The sequence below is a fragment of the Vibrio sp. 10N.222.52.C3 genome (assembly GCF_041474195.1).
Taxonomy (GTDB): Bacteria; Pseudomonadota; Gammaproteobacteria; order Enterobacterales; family Vibrionaceae; genus Vibrio; species Vibrio crassostreae_C.
Genome location: NZ_JBFRTQ010000044.1, coordinates 1 through 13558, shown reverse-complemented (window position 1 = coordinate 13558; position 13558 = coordinate 1). Strand labels below are relative to the sequence as shown.

Below are 13558 nucleotides of genomic sequence, written 5' to 3'. Positions count from 1 at the left end.
AAGGAACCCGTAACAATGTCATTTTCCTCTCAAGGTTTTGCTCCTGAATTAGTCAAAGCGTTGACTGAGTGTGGTTATGAAAAACTCACTCCAATTCAACAAAAAGCGATTCCAATGGCTCGTAAAGGCCATGATATTTTTGCTACTGCTCAAACCGGTACGGGTAAAACAGCGGCATTTTCATTGCCTGTTATTCAGCACCTTTTGAACAGCGGTAAAAAGGCGTCTAGAGGAACGGCTCGCGGCCTTATTCTTGCTCCAACTCGAGAGCTCGCTGCGCAGATCGCTCAAAACATTAAAGACTACGTTAAATACACTGAACTAAGCGTTTCAGCGGTTTACGGTGGTAACAAAATGTCTTCACAAGTTCGTCAATTAGAACTGGGTGTGGATATTTTGGTTGCAACACCTGGCCGTTTGGAAGAACACTTAGAAGCGGGTAACGTGTCTATCGCAAACCTAGAATTTCTAGTATTCGATGAAGCTGACCGTATCCTTGATATGGGCTTTATCAATGCCGTTCGTAAGATCATGTTGGATGTAGAAACATCGCCGCAAATCATGATGTTCTCGGCAACGACTTCTACTCAGTTAAACCAACTGTCTGTTGATATTCTACGTAAACCAAAACGTATTAGTGTTGAGCGCGAAAACTCAACGGCTTCTACTGTTGGTCACGTGGTTTACCCTGTGGATCAAGAGCGTAAAACAGAACTGCTTTCTGAGCTGATTGGCCGTAAAAACTGGCGCCAAGTGCTTGTGTTCGTGAACTACAAAGAAACAGCGAATGACGTTGTTAAAGAACTTAAATTAGACGGCATTAAAGCGGTACTTTGTCACGGTGATAAAGCACAAAGCGCTCGTCGTCGTGCTTTGGATGACTTCAAAGAAGGCAGAGCACGTGTGATGGTAGCAACCGACGTTGCAGCTCGTGGTCTTGATATCGAAGACTTACCACACGTAATTAACTACGACATGCCTTTCCTAGCGGAAGATTACGTTCACCGTATTGGCCGTACAGGTCGTGCTGGTAAACAAGGTCATGCGATTTCTTTCGTTAACCGCGAAGAAGAGTTGACTGTTGTTCAAGTTGAAACACTGATTCAACAACGTATTCGTCGTGTTGAACAACCGGGTTATGAACCGAAGAAACGTGATGCTTACATCGAGAAGCTGAACACTAAATCGGCGTACAAAAACCGTCAGGGTCGTAAGAACAATGCAAACGAAGAGCCTCAAGATCAAGCAAGCGCTGAACGTCGTTTGACTATGATGAAGCGAATTAAAAACCGTCGTAAGTAATTACGGTTGGTGACTAAAAAGAGCCACTGTTATGTGGCTCTTTTTGTTTGTATTGATCGCAATATTGTTTATTGTCATCACTACTTCGTTTCACCTCGCTTCATTTCGAGCCCGCGTAATAATAAGAAGCATCAAATAAAAGTAAGAACCAGTAAATAAAAATAAGTCGATAAGGTAATAATATGGATAGCGCACTACTTTGGGCTTTTATTCCCACATTTTTCTTCGTGTCAATCACGCCCGGTATGTGTATGACTTTGGCGTTGACACTTGGAATGAGTGTTGGATACAAGCGTACATTATGGATGATGATCGGTGAACTGGCTGGTGTCGCTGTGGTTTCTATTGCCGCGGTATTGGGTATCGCTTCGATCATGTTGAATTACCCATGGCTATTTACGGGCTTTAAATTTGTTGGTGCGGGTTACCTGTTTTATTTAGGCGTTCAGATGTGGCGTTCGAGAGGCAAACTGGCGATCAGTACTGACAACCAAACAACAAAAGTCAGCAATGATTGGGACTTGGTGGTTCAAGGTTTTGTCACTGCAATTGCGAACCCAAAAGGCTGGGCGTTTATGATTTCTTTGCTGCCTCCTTTTATTAACAGCAATAAAGACTTAGCACCGCAGTTGTTCATTCTCGTGTCAATCATTCTGGTTTCTGAGTTTGTTTGCATGACCTTATACGCGACAGGCGGAAAGAGCTTAAAGCATATGCTGGGCAAAGCCGACAATGTTAAGTTGATGAACCGCATTGCAGGTACGTTGATGATGGGCGTTGGTGTTTGGTTGTTCGTGAGCTAATTCTGGTTAGCCTACAACGAGCAGAGATCCCCGACTCAGTCGTTCCTCCTTCTCGAGGGTGACGCGTACGTGGGATGATGACGACTTAGGATTACGGTGAGTTTTGAAAATTCGGATTCTTACTTAAACCGAAGAATGCATAGAATATAAAAAGAGCGATAGGGCATTTGGCCTTATCGCTCTTTTTGATTTTACTTAGCTAGCGAACAGAGACTAGATAACAGAAATGTTTCTGATCTTAGCCTGCGTTGTATATTTAAACCGCGATTTCACCGCCGTCTTCTCGACGAATCACAACCGTAGATGCTCTTGGGCGGACTTTGCCTTGAGTTTGTGCGGTTGCATCTTCAGACGATGGCCAGTTTGCCGGGTGTTGAATGTTCACAAACAGTGACTTGAAATCTGGGCTTATGGTAAAGCCTGTTACTTCACATCCGTTTGGTCCCACAAAGAAACGCTTTAGCTGCGCTTGATTGTTTGCATCAATTACCGCGCTGTTGCCTTGGTCATCCGTTAATTGAGATGGAACCACTGCCAGCATTTGGTCATTGGTGTAGCCAGTGACTTCGTCTGCGCCATTATCTGTCTGAATCCATAAAATACCACGAGCATCAAACGCTAAGCCGTCAGGACTCGCGAACTGGTTCATGTCTGTTAGACCAGAGCGGTTAATAGACTTGTCTTCCACTGCTGGTGAACCAAATACGAAGATATCCCAATCGAACTCGCCTGCCGTTTTGCCTTCATCCCAACGGATAACATGACCGAACTTGTTGTCTACGCGAGGGTTTGCAGAGTTCGCTTCTTTACGCTTGTTGTTATTAGTCAGCGTTAGGTAAGCCGTACCTGTCATTGGGTCAACAGAGCACCATTCAGGGCGATCCATTGGCGTTGCACCAACAAGGTCGGCAGCGCCCGCTGTATTGATGATAAGCGCTGCTTGAGAGTCAAATGAATCACCTAGCTTGCCGCCGTTTGTTGTCTTGCTGCTCAGATTCAGTGGTAGCCACGTACCTGAACCGTCATCGTTGAACTTAGCCACATACAGCGTGCCTTTATCCATGTACTTGTCACCCGCACTTAGGCGATTACTCGGTTCTGCGTCACGCGGGTCCCATTTCTCTTCAGAAACAAATTTGTATAGGTATTCAAAGCGAGAATCGTGACCAGAGTAGAATACGATTGGCTCGCCTTCGGTCAACTTACCAAACGTACAGCCTTCGTGACGGAAACAACCCAGTGCAGAACGTTTCTTAGCGCGAGAGTTTGCTGTGTATGGGTCGATTTCAACAATGTAGCCGTGACCGTGTGCTTCGTTACGGTAATCGTCCATTGCTGACTCACCTGTTGGTGTTACGTCAAAGCGAGCAAATTCGTCTAGGCGTTCTTGTTTGTTACCTGAAAGCGTGTCCCAACCGTAACGTGTTTTGTCGGTAGCGATACCAATACGTTCTTGCGCTGGTGTTGTCTCGCCTTTGTTAACGAAATAACCCGGCCAGTTTTCTTCACACGTTAGGTAAGTGCCCCATGGTGTGTAGCCATTACCACAGTTGTTCAACGTGCCACGAGCTTGGCTGCCGTCTTGTGAGAACTTGGTTTTGGTAAATTCACTGTGTGCAACAGGACCAGACAGATCCATTACGGTCGCGCCTGTGTAGCGGCGGTTCAGAGGATCGTTATCGACCATCACCCATTGGTTGCCTTCAAGTTTTACACGAACCACACTCACGCCGTGTGCGTTGATCTCTTTACGTACTTCATCAAGGCTAGGGCGGTTGCCTTCATCGTATGTAGGACCATTAGCGTGCAGTGCTTTTTGGTCGATGTATTCGTGGTTGATCACCAACAAGCCGTCATTGCTGTTGCCATCAAGCGGGAAGAAGTGCATACCGTCATGGTGCATACCCAGTGCGTTTGCTTGATCTTGTGCGTTGTTGGTTCCATCTTTTAACCAAGCATTGCCTTGTTTGTTAAGTGGCGTGCCCCAAGGAACCAATACTTGTGCTGTATAGCCTTTCGGTACGACAACACTGTCAGTCAATGAGCCTTTAACCGATTCGAATGCAAGTGTTGCGGTCCTTTTCTGTGCGCCTGTTGCTTGCATTGTTGCGGCGTTAGCTGTGCTGTGACCTGCTAAACCAAACGCGCCAAACGCCGTCATTGCACTAATGCCTAAACCGCCTTTTAATACGTTTCTTCTTGAAAGGTTTGCATCTAGAACTTCTTCGAAGGGCTTGTTTTTACTCTTGTTAAAACGAGTACTATCAAATGTTTCCTTGCTCATCGCGACTGCTTCCTATTAGCTGACTTTATTATTCATTATTTATGACTTACCCGCGTACTAACGAATTGGTTAATAAGTTGGGTAAATGTGTGACCAATCGTGAAGCAGTTAAGTGACAGATTTTTATAGTTTTTATTAAGCTTTTGTTTCTGTAGCACGATTTTTGCCATAACACTTCTCATGCAAGACAAAACACTTGGGGATTAGGTTAGAACTGTGTATAAATGCTTAATCAAATGAAAAGAGAGACAGTTATGAAATTAGATAAAATCGAAAACAAAAATCGTCGCCTACGCAAAAAGCTATACCTAGGTGAATTCGCGATTCTGGGTTTTGAAGTAAGCTGCAAGACATCGATTGCTGATTTTGACCAATACGATGTGTTCATTGATGAGTTCATCGATTTCATCGACAGCATCGGTCTATGCTTTGGTGGCGGTGGCCTAGAGCTGTTTGAAGGTTTCTTATGTTCTATCGAGCGTTACCGATCAGTAACTGAAGCAGAACAACTGCAAGTTGCACAATGGCTTGAAGCGCGTGCTGAAGTAACGAAAGTTGAAGTAAGCGAGCTTATTGACGCAAACTACGCGTTCTAAATTGATGTTGTACTGTTAGCTTTTCTTAGAGGCCTATACGGCTTTTAGAACGAGCAACAATACACAAAAACAGAGGCCGAATCGGTATATCGATTCGGCCTTTTTGCGTTTTCATCCTTTGTTATTCTTATTTTAATGTTTCCCTTTTGCTTTGCTTTGCTTTGCTTTGCTTTGCTTTGCGAGGCGACTAATTTCACTTAAATATCAGCGCTCTATGGGTACTTATCTGGGCTGTAATAAGTTTGGATAAACTTGTGAGACTTTTATGAGAATTCAATGAAGTTGCTGATAGATTTGATCGCCATTCTTAGAGTCAACAACACCGCAGTTCGTGGCTGACTAGATAACACGTATTTAGATGTTATCCATTTGTCGGTCTCGAAAGGACTCAATAAAGGATGGAATCAAAATGAATAAACGTACTCAAATCAGCTTAGTGATTGGTTCAGCGATGTTCGCTCTTGGGGCTGTTCAAGCTCAGGCAGCCCAGCTTGAGGTGACAGTGACTAATGCGACTAAAGGAATCTACTTTACGCCAATCTTGGCAGCGGCTCATGATTCAAGCTTGTTCATGTTTAGAACAGGGGAGGCAGCTTCTGCTGAGTTGGAATCCATGGCGGAAGGTGGTGACATCTCGGGCTTATCTGGTGTCATCGCCAATGCAGGTGGTGTCGTCGTTGAAAACCCTGCGAGCGGTATTCTTGACCCAGGTGTCGCGACCACATTCGATATTGATACGGGTGATCTGGCTTACTTGTCACTCGGCGCGATGTTATTGCCAACCAACGATGGCTTTGTTGGATTAGACAGCTGGAAGATCCCAACTCAAGCAGGTACCTATAAAGCCATACTGAATGGCTACGATGCCGGTACTGAAGCCAATGATGAGTTGGCTAGTAGTATGCCAAATCCTCCATTCATTACCTTTGGCGCTGGTGGCACAGGTGTAGAAACGGCAGTATCAAACGCTAAGGTTCATATTCATCCAGGTAACATTGGTGATGGTGATGGTGATGGTGATGGTGATGGTGATGCGGCGGGCGGCATCAGTGACCTCGATAGCAGTAGCCATCGATGGTTAAACCCTGTTGCAACTATCACCATTGTTGTGAAGTAAGGGGGATGTATGAAAGCTAGAATTCTATTTATCGCTGCATCAGTAGCTGTGTTAGCGGGTTGTCCGGACGATGACGACGATTACTATCGCTATGATGTGAGTGTTACTAACCTCACCCCCAATCAACCAATGTCACCACTCGCGGTGTTGACTCACAATACGAATTTTGATCTGTTTGAAGTTGGGCAAAGTGCCTCTGTCGATCTGGAATACTTGGCGGAAGGGGGTAGTAATGCACAATTGCTTGCGCTCAGTGACAGTGACGCCAATGTTTATCAAGGCATCTCAGGCAATGGACTGATTCTTTCAGGTGAGCAAGACACGGTGTCGATTCGTGTCGACCCAAATCAAGAAGGGTATATCTCAGTTGCTTCCATGTTGGTGAACACCAATGATGCGTTTGTCGGCGAATCCGGATTATCGCTCAAGTCATTAGCGGTGGGTGATACCTTTACCATGAACATGAATGTTTGGGATTCGGGAACTGAGCTGAACGATGAGCTTGCTGCAACCATTCCGGGACCAGCAGGCGGTGGTGAAGGTTTTAATACCACACGAGACGACACCGATATAGTGAGTTTTCACTCTGGCGTAATCAGCCAAGATGATGGCCTTACGACTTCTACTTTAAGTGCAAATCATCGTTTCCTTAACCCCGGTGCAAGAATCACCATTACTCGAACTCAGTAACAGGTTGAAAGCACGATGAAAGAATTCCTGCTCTGTTCCGGTCAATTGAAAGGTGGGCGGACTCAGAATAGAGCAGGGATCATGAATAGTGCTGCGGTAAATTTGATGGCAAACATATTGTTGGTTGAAGACGATGATGACTTGGCTGAACTGGTGCAGATGCATCTTAAGTTCCAAGGGCATAACGTAATCAGAGCTAATGTGATTGAAAAGGCTCAGGCGCTCTATAAAGAGGGTCATTTCGATTTGATCGTACTGGATCGTGGCTTACCAGACGGTGACGGACTCGATTTCTGTCGAATGTTGCGTCAGCAAGAGGATTGGACGCCAGTACTCATGCTAACCGCAAGAGACGCTGAGTTAGATAAGGTGTCAGGCTTAGAAGCCGGTGTTGATGACTACATAACGAAACCTTTCAGCGTTCTCGAGTTTCAAGCAAGAGTGAGGAACGTGCTTCGCCGTTTAAGCCATGTCGAATCAGCGACTCAAGAGGTTGTGACAGCAGAATCGATTATGAATTTTGGTGTGCTCACTATTCAACCTGAACGCCATCAGGTGTCACTCAATAACCAAGACGTACCGCTGACAGCTACCGAGTTTACCTTACTTCATTTCTTAGCAACCCGCCCGGGGCGTGTGTATAGCAAAGACGAGCTGCTCGGTCATGTTTGGAATACTCATCACTCTGGCTATCACCATACCGTGTGTAGCACAGTCAACCGTCTAAGAACCAAGCTTGCGATGCCGAATAGTGATGATGATTTCATTAAAACCGTTTGGGGTGTTGGTTATAAGTTTGAGTCGAAAGCTTAGGCCTATGTGTCGCGTCCGAAGTTTACTAAAAGGCCAGTAAGACCTAAGAGCCATCGAGGAGAGAACATGAGTTTCAAATCGCGTTTAGTGTTGTTCACCAGTTTGTGGTTTCTGCTCGTGAGTGTGGTGATTGCTTATACCTATAATTGGCAAAAAGAGACCATAGAACAAAGAACTAAGCAGAGCTTACACAAAGAGCTCGCGGTTCATATGCGCGATGATAACCCTCTGATGATAGGGACTGACTACAACCCCAAAGCCCTTAAATCCATATTTCATACCTTGATGTTGATTGGTCCCGATTTCGACATTTATTTTCTCGACAGCCAAGGAAATATCACGACGCACGCTGCGCCAGAAGGCACTGTGTTGGCAAGCCAGATAGACTTAGCACCCATTAGACAATTTTTAAATGACGAGCCTTATCCGATTCTGGGGGAAGATCCGATCAATCCCGGGGCTCGTAAGGTGTTTTCCGTAGCAGCGATTGAAGAGCTAGGTTCGACCGTCGGGTATCTGTACGTTTTGATTGGCAGTAATCGTCACACCGTGATTGCCAATTCGCAGGTCGACACGCCATACATTGCGCTCGCGGGGCTCATGCTGATCTCTATCTTGGGTTTTGCAGTTGGGGCTTATCTATTGGTTAAACGTAGCCTGTTAAACCCAATAGAAGCAGTAACCAACAAGCTGCAACAACAAGCAGAGCAAGATTTTCGATTGGACCCGAACTTCATTCATCAAGTACCAGAATTGGTGCCGATTGCACGCTCGTATCAGTTGATGGCGAAGCACATTCAACAGCAATTTTTGCAACTTGAATATCAGTCGTCACATCGAAGACAAAGCTTATTACAGCTCAGTCATGATTTGAAAACGCCATTGTCGAGTGTATTGGGGTATCTAGAAACGTGGAGGATTCAAAACCCACATTCGGATCCACTCATAGATGTGGCATATCGCAATGGCAACAAGTTATCTGAACAGCTCCATTCGCTGTTAGATAGCGCCAAGAAAGATAACCCGGTACCCACATATCAATACGCTTCAATCGATTTCAATGGGCTGATGAGCGAATGCTTAGAAACGATACAAAGCAAATATCGCCATAAAAATGTTGAGTTGAACATTAATATGCCTATTGGAATCAAGGCTGTGGGTGACAGTGATCTGCTTGAGAGGTTGATTTTGAATCTGTTAGATAATGCATTGAGGCATAGCCCAAGTGGCACTGTGGTGTCGTTAGATGTTGGTTTTGAAGCGGATTCCAAACGGGTGAAGGTGGTCATTCATAATGAGGTTGAACTGGAAGCGCCGAATGGTTCTTTGGGAATAGGAACCAAGATCGCGCAGTCGATACTGATGTTGCATCACAGTGTGCTAGAAACAACAAAGGCAGAGAACTCCTTTCAGCAAAGCTTTTACTTGCCTTCGGTATAGCTCTATCTGCCTTCGATTTAGCTCGATGTGTACTTACGTAGAAGTAACGTTAAGCGTCTTTTCTGTCTTCGTTACCTTCGTTCATTTTCGCGTAGAAGTGAAGCAGCTCAGTTAATTCTTTAACCCAGCCAAACGCATCTTTAGGTGCGTTCTTTAAGATCTTTTCTACTTTCTCACAGTGCACTTCGATTGCGATTGCTTCTTCAAGGTTGAAAGAAATTGAGTAGAAGTGCCAAAGCAGTAGGCGAGTCATTCGCTCGATGTTCTGTTGCGAGTTATCCGACTCTGAGAAGGCGAGGTTCACTTCACCAAGCGCGATAGCGGTCATTCGAAGCATTGCGTCAAATTTTGCTGATTGCATGCGCTCTTCGCTGGTGACTTCTTCTTGCTCGAACGTAAACAATTCCGTCATTGCATCTTCAGGTACAAGGCGATGAATCATTCTTAAACTAAATTCTTCTAGTTCATGGCGAGGCATGGTGATTAAGCAATTTAAGGTGTAGTCGCGTTGCATGGTGTTCTCTTGGATCTGCAAAAAGGTCGGACAGTTTAATGGAGAAGCGAGCTCAGAAAAAGCAGATTTTAGATAAGCCTACGTTTGTGGGCTTATCTGTGTACTACAAGCCCTAAAATCGATGCTTAGGGGAACTGTATTTAGGTTTGAACGCAGTATCAGGCTTTGCTGTGGCTTGGCGGTTGGTACTGCATCGACTGGTCGTTTCTCATGAATATGTTGCTCGCGACCAAACTGCCGATGCAAATAGAACCAAGGGCGAGCCAAGTCATCGCATCAGGAATCTCGTTGAATAGTGGGATCGCCAACAAGGTCGCCACTGCGGGTGTTGCACTGCCAAAAGCGGCAGAGCGTTCAGCCCCTAAGGTATTAACCGCATAAAGGTAAGTGAACGCAGCGATTAAACCCGCCCCAACGCCTTGCACTGTTGAATGAACGGCAAGCTCCGTGAAGGGCCAATTAGCGATTGGTGTGTCCATTAGGTGGCTTGGGAGGGTTCCAGTCAGAATTAGGACGAGTAAAAGCAAAGTAGAACAGAGAGAAATAAAACCGGCACTGACTAACGCATTAAGATTAGCGACACGGGCTGAGATGGTGAACATCGCCCACATTAAGCTTCCGCATAAAAACAATAAATGACCTTTGGTGTATTCAAAGTTGAAGCTGCTTAAGCTACTTCCTAAAAACAACAGTATACCGAGTAAAACCAAACCTAAACCAACAACACGGTGTCGGCTGAGTGGTTGCTTAAAAAAGAGTACCGCAATTCCTGTGACGAACAGAGGGAGCGTGCCCGGAACAAGAGCACTGCCATGTGAGACCGGAACAAACTGCATGGCCGTTCCCGCAACAAGCAGATAAGGCAATCCGCTACCGACAAACATACCCGTTAGATACCGTTTAGGGACGACGGCAATCGCGCTGCGTGCTTTCCACATCAAAGGCAATAACACCAAAGCCGGTATGAGAAATCTTGTGAGAGCGATATCGGCAGGTGTTAAATCTGAATTTGCGCCGCCTTTAAGAGAAAGAAAAAAGCTCGCCCAAATGAGTAGGGTGACAGTAATAGATAAGTAGCCAAGATTCATAATATAGAAGGAGAGTGGGTGATGACTCATTATGGAACAGTTGGTGTGCCACAGGTTGGCAAGTTTTGGCTAAACTTGAACTATCGTTGATGATTTCTGCTAATATTCACCAAATAATTAACGGATTTAACTAATGTTTGGCATTTACTATGGATAGAATTGATAGGCATCTTCTCGAACTGCTACAAAAAGATGGCAGGTTAACCACGGCTGAACTTGCTGATGAAGTGGGTTTATCACCTTCGCCTTGTGCAAGACGAGTCAAAAGGCTAGAAGAAAAGGGCATTATTGACGGTTATCGTGTGAGCTTGTCACGAGAACAAGTCGGCATCGCAATGAGTGTGTTTGTTGAGGTGAGCCTAAACAACCACCAAGAAGTGTCGATAGATAAGTTTGAGGCGGCTGTTGTAGAGATGGAAGAGGTGATCAGTTGCCACGTTGTATCTGGGGCTTATGACTATTTGCTAGAAGTGGTTAGCCCGAACTTGATGGCCTACGAGGCATTTACAAGAAAACTTCAAAGGCTCTCTAACGTGAAAGATATTCATACCCACCTTGCGATAAGACAAGTAAAAGGCAATGCACCACTGCCAATTTATACCGATTAAGCCAAACTCTGAGCAGTAACACGAAGGCAGAATGAGCTGAAAACGAAATGGTTTACTCCTGAAGTAGAAGCGCGGTCAATATCAAAAATCATCCATTAAGTGTCAGGCTTCAGGCAATAAAAAACGGAGCACCTCGTGAAAGGTACTCCGTATATGATAGGTGCAAAACTTAGTGATACTTAAAGTTAGAGATTGAACAATCCCCAGTTTGTGCATTAATTCTGAATGAAAAAGCATGTGAATGATAATCCACGCCGTCATTCCAAATTGTCTCTCCAAATATCTTACATAGCTCTAGCTCACTTACTGAACCGAACTCTTCCATGTGTTTAGCTACAGATAAAAGTTTACCTCTTATCTCTGCAGTCCATTCCGTGTTACTCAAGCAGTTGAAAGCCATAGTCTTTTGCATATTACCTAGCCAAAATATTTCTTGTTATTAAGTTATATGAAGATTCATGATAACAATTTTCTGGCGTTTGTAAATCTATTTTGTGATGAATATCTCACATACTCGCTTGCATTGGTCGGAAATTGAACTTCATTGTTGATAGATAGCACATTACTTTTACAACCTATTGATAAAGCTTTGATTAACGAGTTCTTAGAATATTATGAATGGGATTGAGCATATTTATCGGAAAAGTCCAGTCGAACGAGTGAGAGAATCTAATGGTGATTTCAGTTTGATGCATCGTTTGCTGGTTGGTTTATGTGGCGCGCTTCATCAATCATCGTCGCTTCTCTGCGGTATTTTGAAGACAGCTGACGGAATTTTTCACTGAGTGTATGGAGATCTCGGGAGAGTGATTGTGAGCTTTGGACGTGCACCTGCGCGCTTTCTGCCTGGCGTGGGAGTTTTGCTTTGGTGCAGTGTTTGGCGACGGCTTGCCATGAATACGCTAGAGAGTCAGCGCCTTCAAGTTCACTAGACACAAAATACGCCTGTTGTAGCAAAACCTCGGAGACGTCATACGCGGTATTCATATGACTATTGAGCTGCACATTAAACCTTTCTTCGTACTTTGCCCAAAGCTCAATGATCTGCTTTTCATTAAAGTGTTTAGATAACAATGTCTGTGACTCATAGGTTGAAAGAACTTGGTTGAACTCTTTGGTGTACTGACTATAGCGACCTTCAAAAGAGAGCTGACGATCCAACAGTGTTTGCCAGTTTTCACGGTCACAATGATTCGCTAGAGCGACATTGGCACTCAAAGTTACGCTTACAATGATAACTTTCCCCCAAAAACTCATGACTTTCCTCTACTTACCGTGCGCTCTATTGAGAGTATAGATGAGCAGCAGCATGAGTTGATGTACACTTGAGACATACCTATAACGGAAGAGCTGGTGGATTTGATGAAAAAAGCGCTGATCGCTTTACTTGTGTTGTTGATATTGGGCGGAGGGGGAGGAGCGGCATACTACTTCTTAGTCATGAATAAAGACCCAATCCCACAAGAGAAAACGGAAGAGCCGGCGTTAGAAGCTACCGAGCAATCTGAATCTGACCTTGTACCCATCATGGATCTTCAGCCTGAACCCGAGCAGACGGAATTTTACGTTTTGGAGAGAAAGCTTGAAGTGGTCGAGCAACCTGAAATTGATGGCTTGATAACAGATTACCTCTATAAAGGGGAAAAGGTGGTGGTACTCGAGAAACAAGGCGAATGGGCACGTATCTCAGACTATATAGTCCTTAAAGAAGGCGGCCCACAGACGGCGGAATGGGTCTCTATGTCAGGCTTATCGAATGATGAAGTCATTATTTTGAAAAAAGAAAGCAAAGAGATATTGGATTCCTATTTGGTTAAGTCTGATGACCTCAAGATCCATCAAGAAAAATTCCGTAATTCGGTGGCTAAACTGATCTCTGAGGGGGAGTGTGCCCCAAGTGATTTTGAAGAATTAGGCGGATGGGTGAAATCTGTTAAGTACAGCAATCGAGATGTCTATTTTATTTATTGTGGTGGGTTGTCCCTTGAAAACAAAATTTATCTTGATGTAAATACAAATGAAATATTTACGAAGTAAGATCCCACGCTCAATTTATTAATGCTATTTACTTAAGCCCACTCATAGATTGAGTGGGCTTTTTTGTCTATTCATAATGCTCATCGTCCCCATTTAGAACGTTAATTATATTGAAGCTCATATAGAATCATTAGGAACCATTTATTAATTTCTAATAATAGTTTTGTTATTATTCTCGTGATCAATCATTTCAAATTCCCACATTGCATTATTCTTGAAACAAGCTGAGAGATATAGATTTATCTCGTATTTACAAAGGCTTATCT

General features: G+C 44.3%; 14 protein-coding genes. 9 read left to right on the top strand and 5 right to left on the bottom strand.

Annotation, left to right across the window (positions count from 1 at the left end; translation table 11 throughout):
- Positions 1-15 precede the first annotated feature (15 nt).
- Positions 16-1302, top strand: a complete 1287-nt coding sequence (locus AB4517_RS08340) for a DEAD/DEAH box helicase (RefSeq protein ID WP_004731392.1) — start codon at positions 16-18, stop codon at positions 1300-1302.
- 182 nt (positions 1303-1484) lie between these two features.
- Positions 1485-2105 (top strand): LysE family translocator, encoded by a 621-nt coding sequence (locus AB4517_RS08335; RefSeq protein ID WP_017064486.1) that lies wholly within the window; start codon positions 1485-1487, stop codon positions 2103-2105.
- A 256-nt stretch (positions 2106-2361) separates the two neighbouring features.
- Here AB4517_RS08335 and AB4517_RS08330 read toward each other — a convergent pair whose 3' ends face one another.
- Positions 2362-4389 carry a PhoX family phosphatase gene (locus AB4517_RS08330; protein WP_372148191.1) on the bottom strand — a complete coding sequence of 676 codons (2028 nt, stop codon included), beginning with the start codon at positions 4387-4389 and terminating at the stop codon, positions 2362-2364.
- 254 nt (positions 4390-4643) lie between these two features.
- Between AB4517_RS08330 and AB4517_RS08325 the strand changes: the two genes are divergently transcribed.
- The 5 genes from AB4517_RS08325 to AB4517_RS08305 all read left to right on the top strand — a co-directional run bounded on the left by AB4517_RS08325 (position 4644) and on the right by AB4517_RS08305 (position 9045).
- Positions 4644-4985, top strand: a complete 342-nt coding sequence (locus AB4517_RS08325) for a YggL family protein (protein ID WP_008219317.1) — start codon at positions 4644-4646, stop codon at positions 4983-4985.
- Positions 4986-5394: 409 nt separating this feature from the next.
- Positions 5395-6102: a spondin domain-containing protein gene (locus AB4517_RS08320; protein ID WP_372148190.1), complete on the top strand. Its 708-nt coding sequence runs from the start codon at positions 5395-5397 to the stop codon at positions 6100-6102.
- Positions 6103-6111: 9 nt separating this feature from the next.
- Entirely contained in the window at positions 6112-6792 is a 681-nt protein-coding gene (locus AB4517_RS08315; RefSeq protein WP_017072230.1) for a spondin domain-containing protein, read from the top strand.
- An 81-nt stretch (positions 6793-6873) separates the two neighbouring features.
- Positions 6874-7605: a response regulator transcription factor gene (locus AB4517_RS08310; protein WP_372148189.1), complete on the top strand. Its 732-nt coding sequence runs from the start codon at positions 6874-6876 to the stop codon at positions 7603-7605.
- A 66-nt stretch (positions 7606-7671) separates the two neighbouring features.
- On the top strand, positions 7672-9045 hold the full coding sequence (locus tag AB4517_RS08305) for a sensor histidine kinase (RefSeq protein ID WP_372148188.1): 1374 nt from the start codon (positions 7672-7674) through the stop codon (positions 9043-9045).
- Between the two features lie 49 nt (positions 9046-9094).
- Here AB4517_RS08305 and AB4517_RS08300 read toward each other — a convergent pair whose 3' ends face one another.
- Positions 9095-9559: an exoribonuclease R gene (locus tag AB4517_RS08300; RefSeq protein WP_372148187.1), complete on the bottom strand. Its 465-nt coding sequence runs from the start codon at positions 9557-9559 to the stop codon at positions 9095-9097.
- Positions 9560-9717: 158 nt separating this feature from the next.
- Entirely contained in the window at positions 9718-10647 is a 930-nt protein-coding gene (locus tag AB4517_RS08295; RefSeq protein ID WP_017064490.1) for a DMT family transporter, read from the bottom strand.
- 149 nt (positions 10648-10796) lie between these two features.
- On the opposite strand from AB4517_RS08295, the gene AB4517_RS08290 reads away from it, so the two are divergent.
- Positions 10797-11255 carry an Lrp/AsnC family transcriptional regulator gene (locus tag AB4517_RS08290; protein WP_017062622.1) on the top strand — a complete coding sequence of 153 codons (459 nt, stop codon included), beginning with the start codon at positions 10797-10799 and terminating at the stop codon, positions 11253-11255.
- Between the two features lie 169 nt (positions 11256-11424).
- Here the strand turns inward: AB4517_RS08290 and AB4517_RS08285 are convergent, their stop codons facing one another.
- Positions 11425-11667: a hypothetical protein gene (locus AB4517_RS08285; RefSeq protein WP_017062621.1), complete on the bottom strand. Its 243-nt coding sequence runs from the start codon at positions 11665-11667 to the stop codon at positions 11425-11427.
- A 269-nt stretch (positions 11668-11936) separates the two neighbouring features.
- Entirely contained in the window at positions 11937-12512 is a 576-nt protein-coding gene (locus AB4517_RS08280) for a hypothetical protein (protein WP_371721746.1), read from the bottom strand.
- 96 nt (positions 12513-12608) lie between these two features.
- Between AB4517_RS08280 and AB4517_RS08275 the strand changes: the two genes are divergently transcribed.
- On the top strand, positions 12609-13292 hold the full coding sequence (locus AB4517_RS08275; RefSeq protein ID WP_372148186.1) for an SH3 domain-containing protein: 684 nt from the start codon (positions 12609-12611) through the stop codon (positions 13290-13292).
- The last annotated feature ends 266 nt before the right edge of the window (positions 13293-13558 follow it).

Bases quoted from the DNA above. Each gene is read 5' to 3' on its own strand.
- AB4517_RS08340 (WP_004731392.1), top strand. From the start codon at position 16: ATGTCATTTTCCTCTCAAGGTTTTGCTCCTGAATTAGTCAAAGCGTTG.
- AB4517_RS08335 (WP_017064486.1), top strand. From the start codon at position 1,485: ATGGATAGCGCACTACTTTGGGCTTTTATTCCCACATTTTTCTTCGTG.
- AB4517_RS08330 (WP_372148191.1), bottom strand. From the start codon at position 4,389: ATGAGCAAGGAAACATTTGATAGTACTCGTTTTAACAAGAGTAAAAAC.
- AB4517_RS08325 (WP_008219317.1), top strand. From the start codon at position 4,644: ATGAAATTAGATAAAATCGAAAACAAAAATCGTCGCCTACGCAAAAAG.
- AB4517_RS08320 (WP_372148190.1), top strand. From the start codon at position 5,395: ATGAATAAACGTACTCAAATCAGCTTAGTGATTGGTTCAGCGATGTTC.
- AB4517_RS08315 (WP_017072230.1), top strand. From the start codon at position 6,112: ATGAAAGCTAGAATTCTATTTATCGCTGCATCAGTAGCTGTGTTAGCG.
- AB4517_RS08310 (WP_372148189.1), top strand. From the start codon at position 6,874: ATGAATAGTGCTGCGGTAAATTTGATGGCAAACATATTGTTGGTTGAA.
- AB4517_RS08305 (WP_372148188.1), top strand. From the start codon at position 7,672: ATGAGTTTCAAATCGCGTTTAGTGTTGTTCACCAGTTTGTGGTTTCTG.
- AB4517_RS08300 (WP_372148187.1), bottom strand. From the start codon at position 9,559: ATGCAACGCGACTACACCTTAAATTGCTTAATCACCATGCCTCGCCAT.
- AB4517_RS08295 (WP_017064490.1), bottom strand. From the start codon at position 10,647: ATGAATCTTGGCTACTTATCTATTACTGTCACCCTACTCATTTGGGCG.
- AB4517_RS08290 (WP_017062622.1), top strand. From the start codon at position 10,797: ATGGATAGAATTGATAGGCATCTTCTCGAACTGCTACAAAAAGATGGC.
- AB4517_RS08285 (WP_017062621.1), bottom strand. From the start codon at position 11,667: ATGCAAAAGACTATGGCTTTCAACTGCTTGAGTAACACGGAATGGACT.
- AB4517_RS08280 (WP_371721746.1), bottom strand. From the start codon at position 12,512: ATGAGTTTTTGGGGGAAAGTTATCATTGTAAGCGTAACTTTGAGTGCC.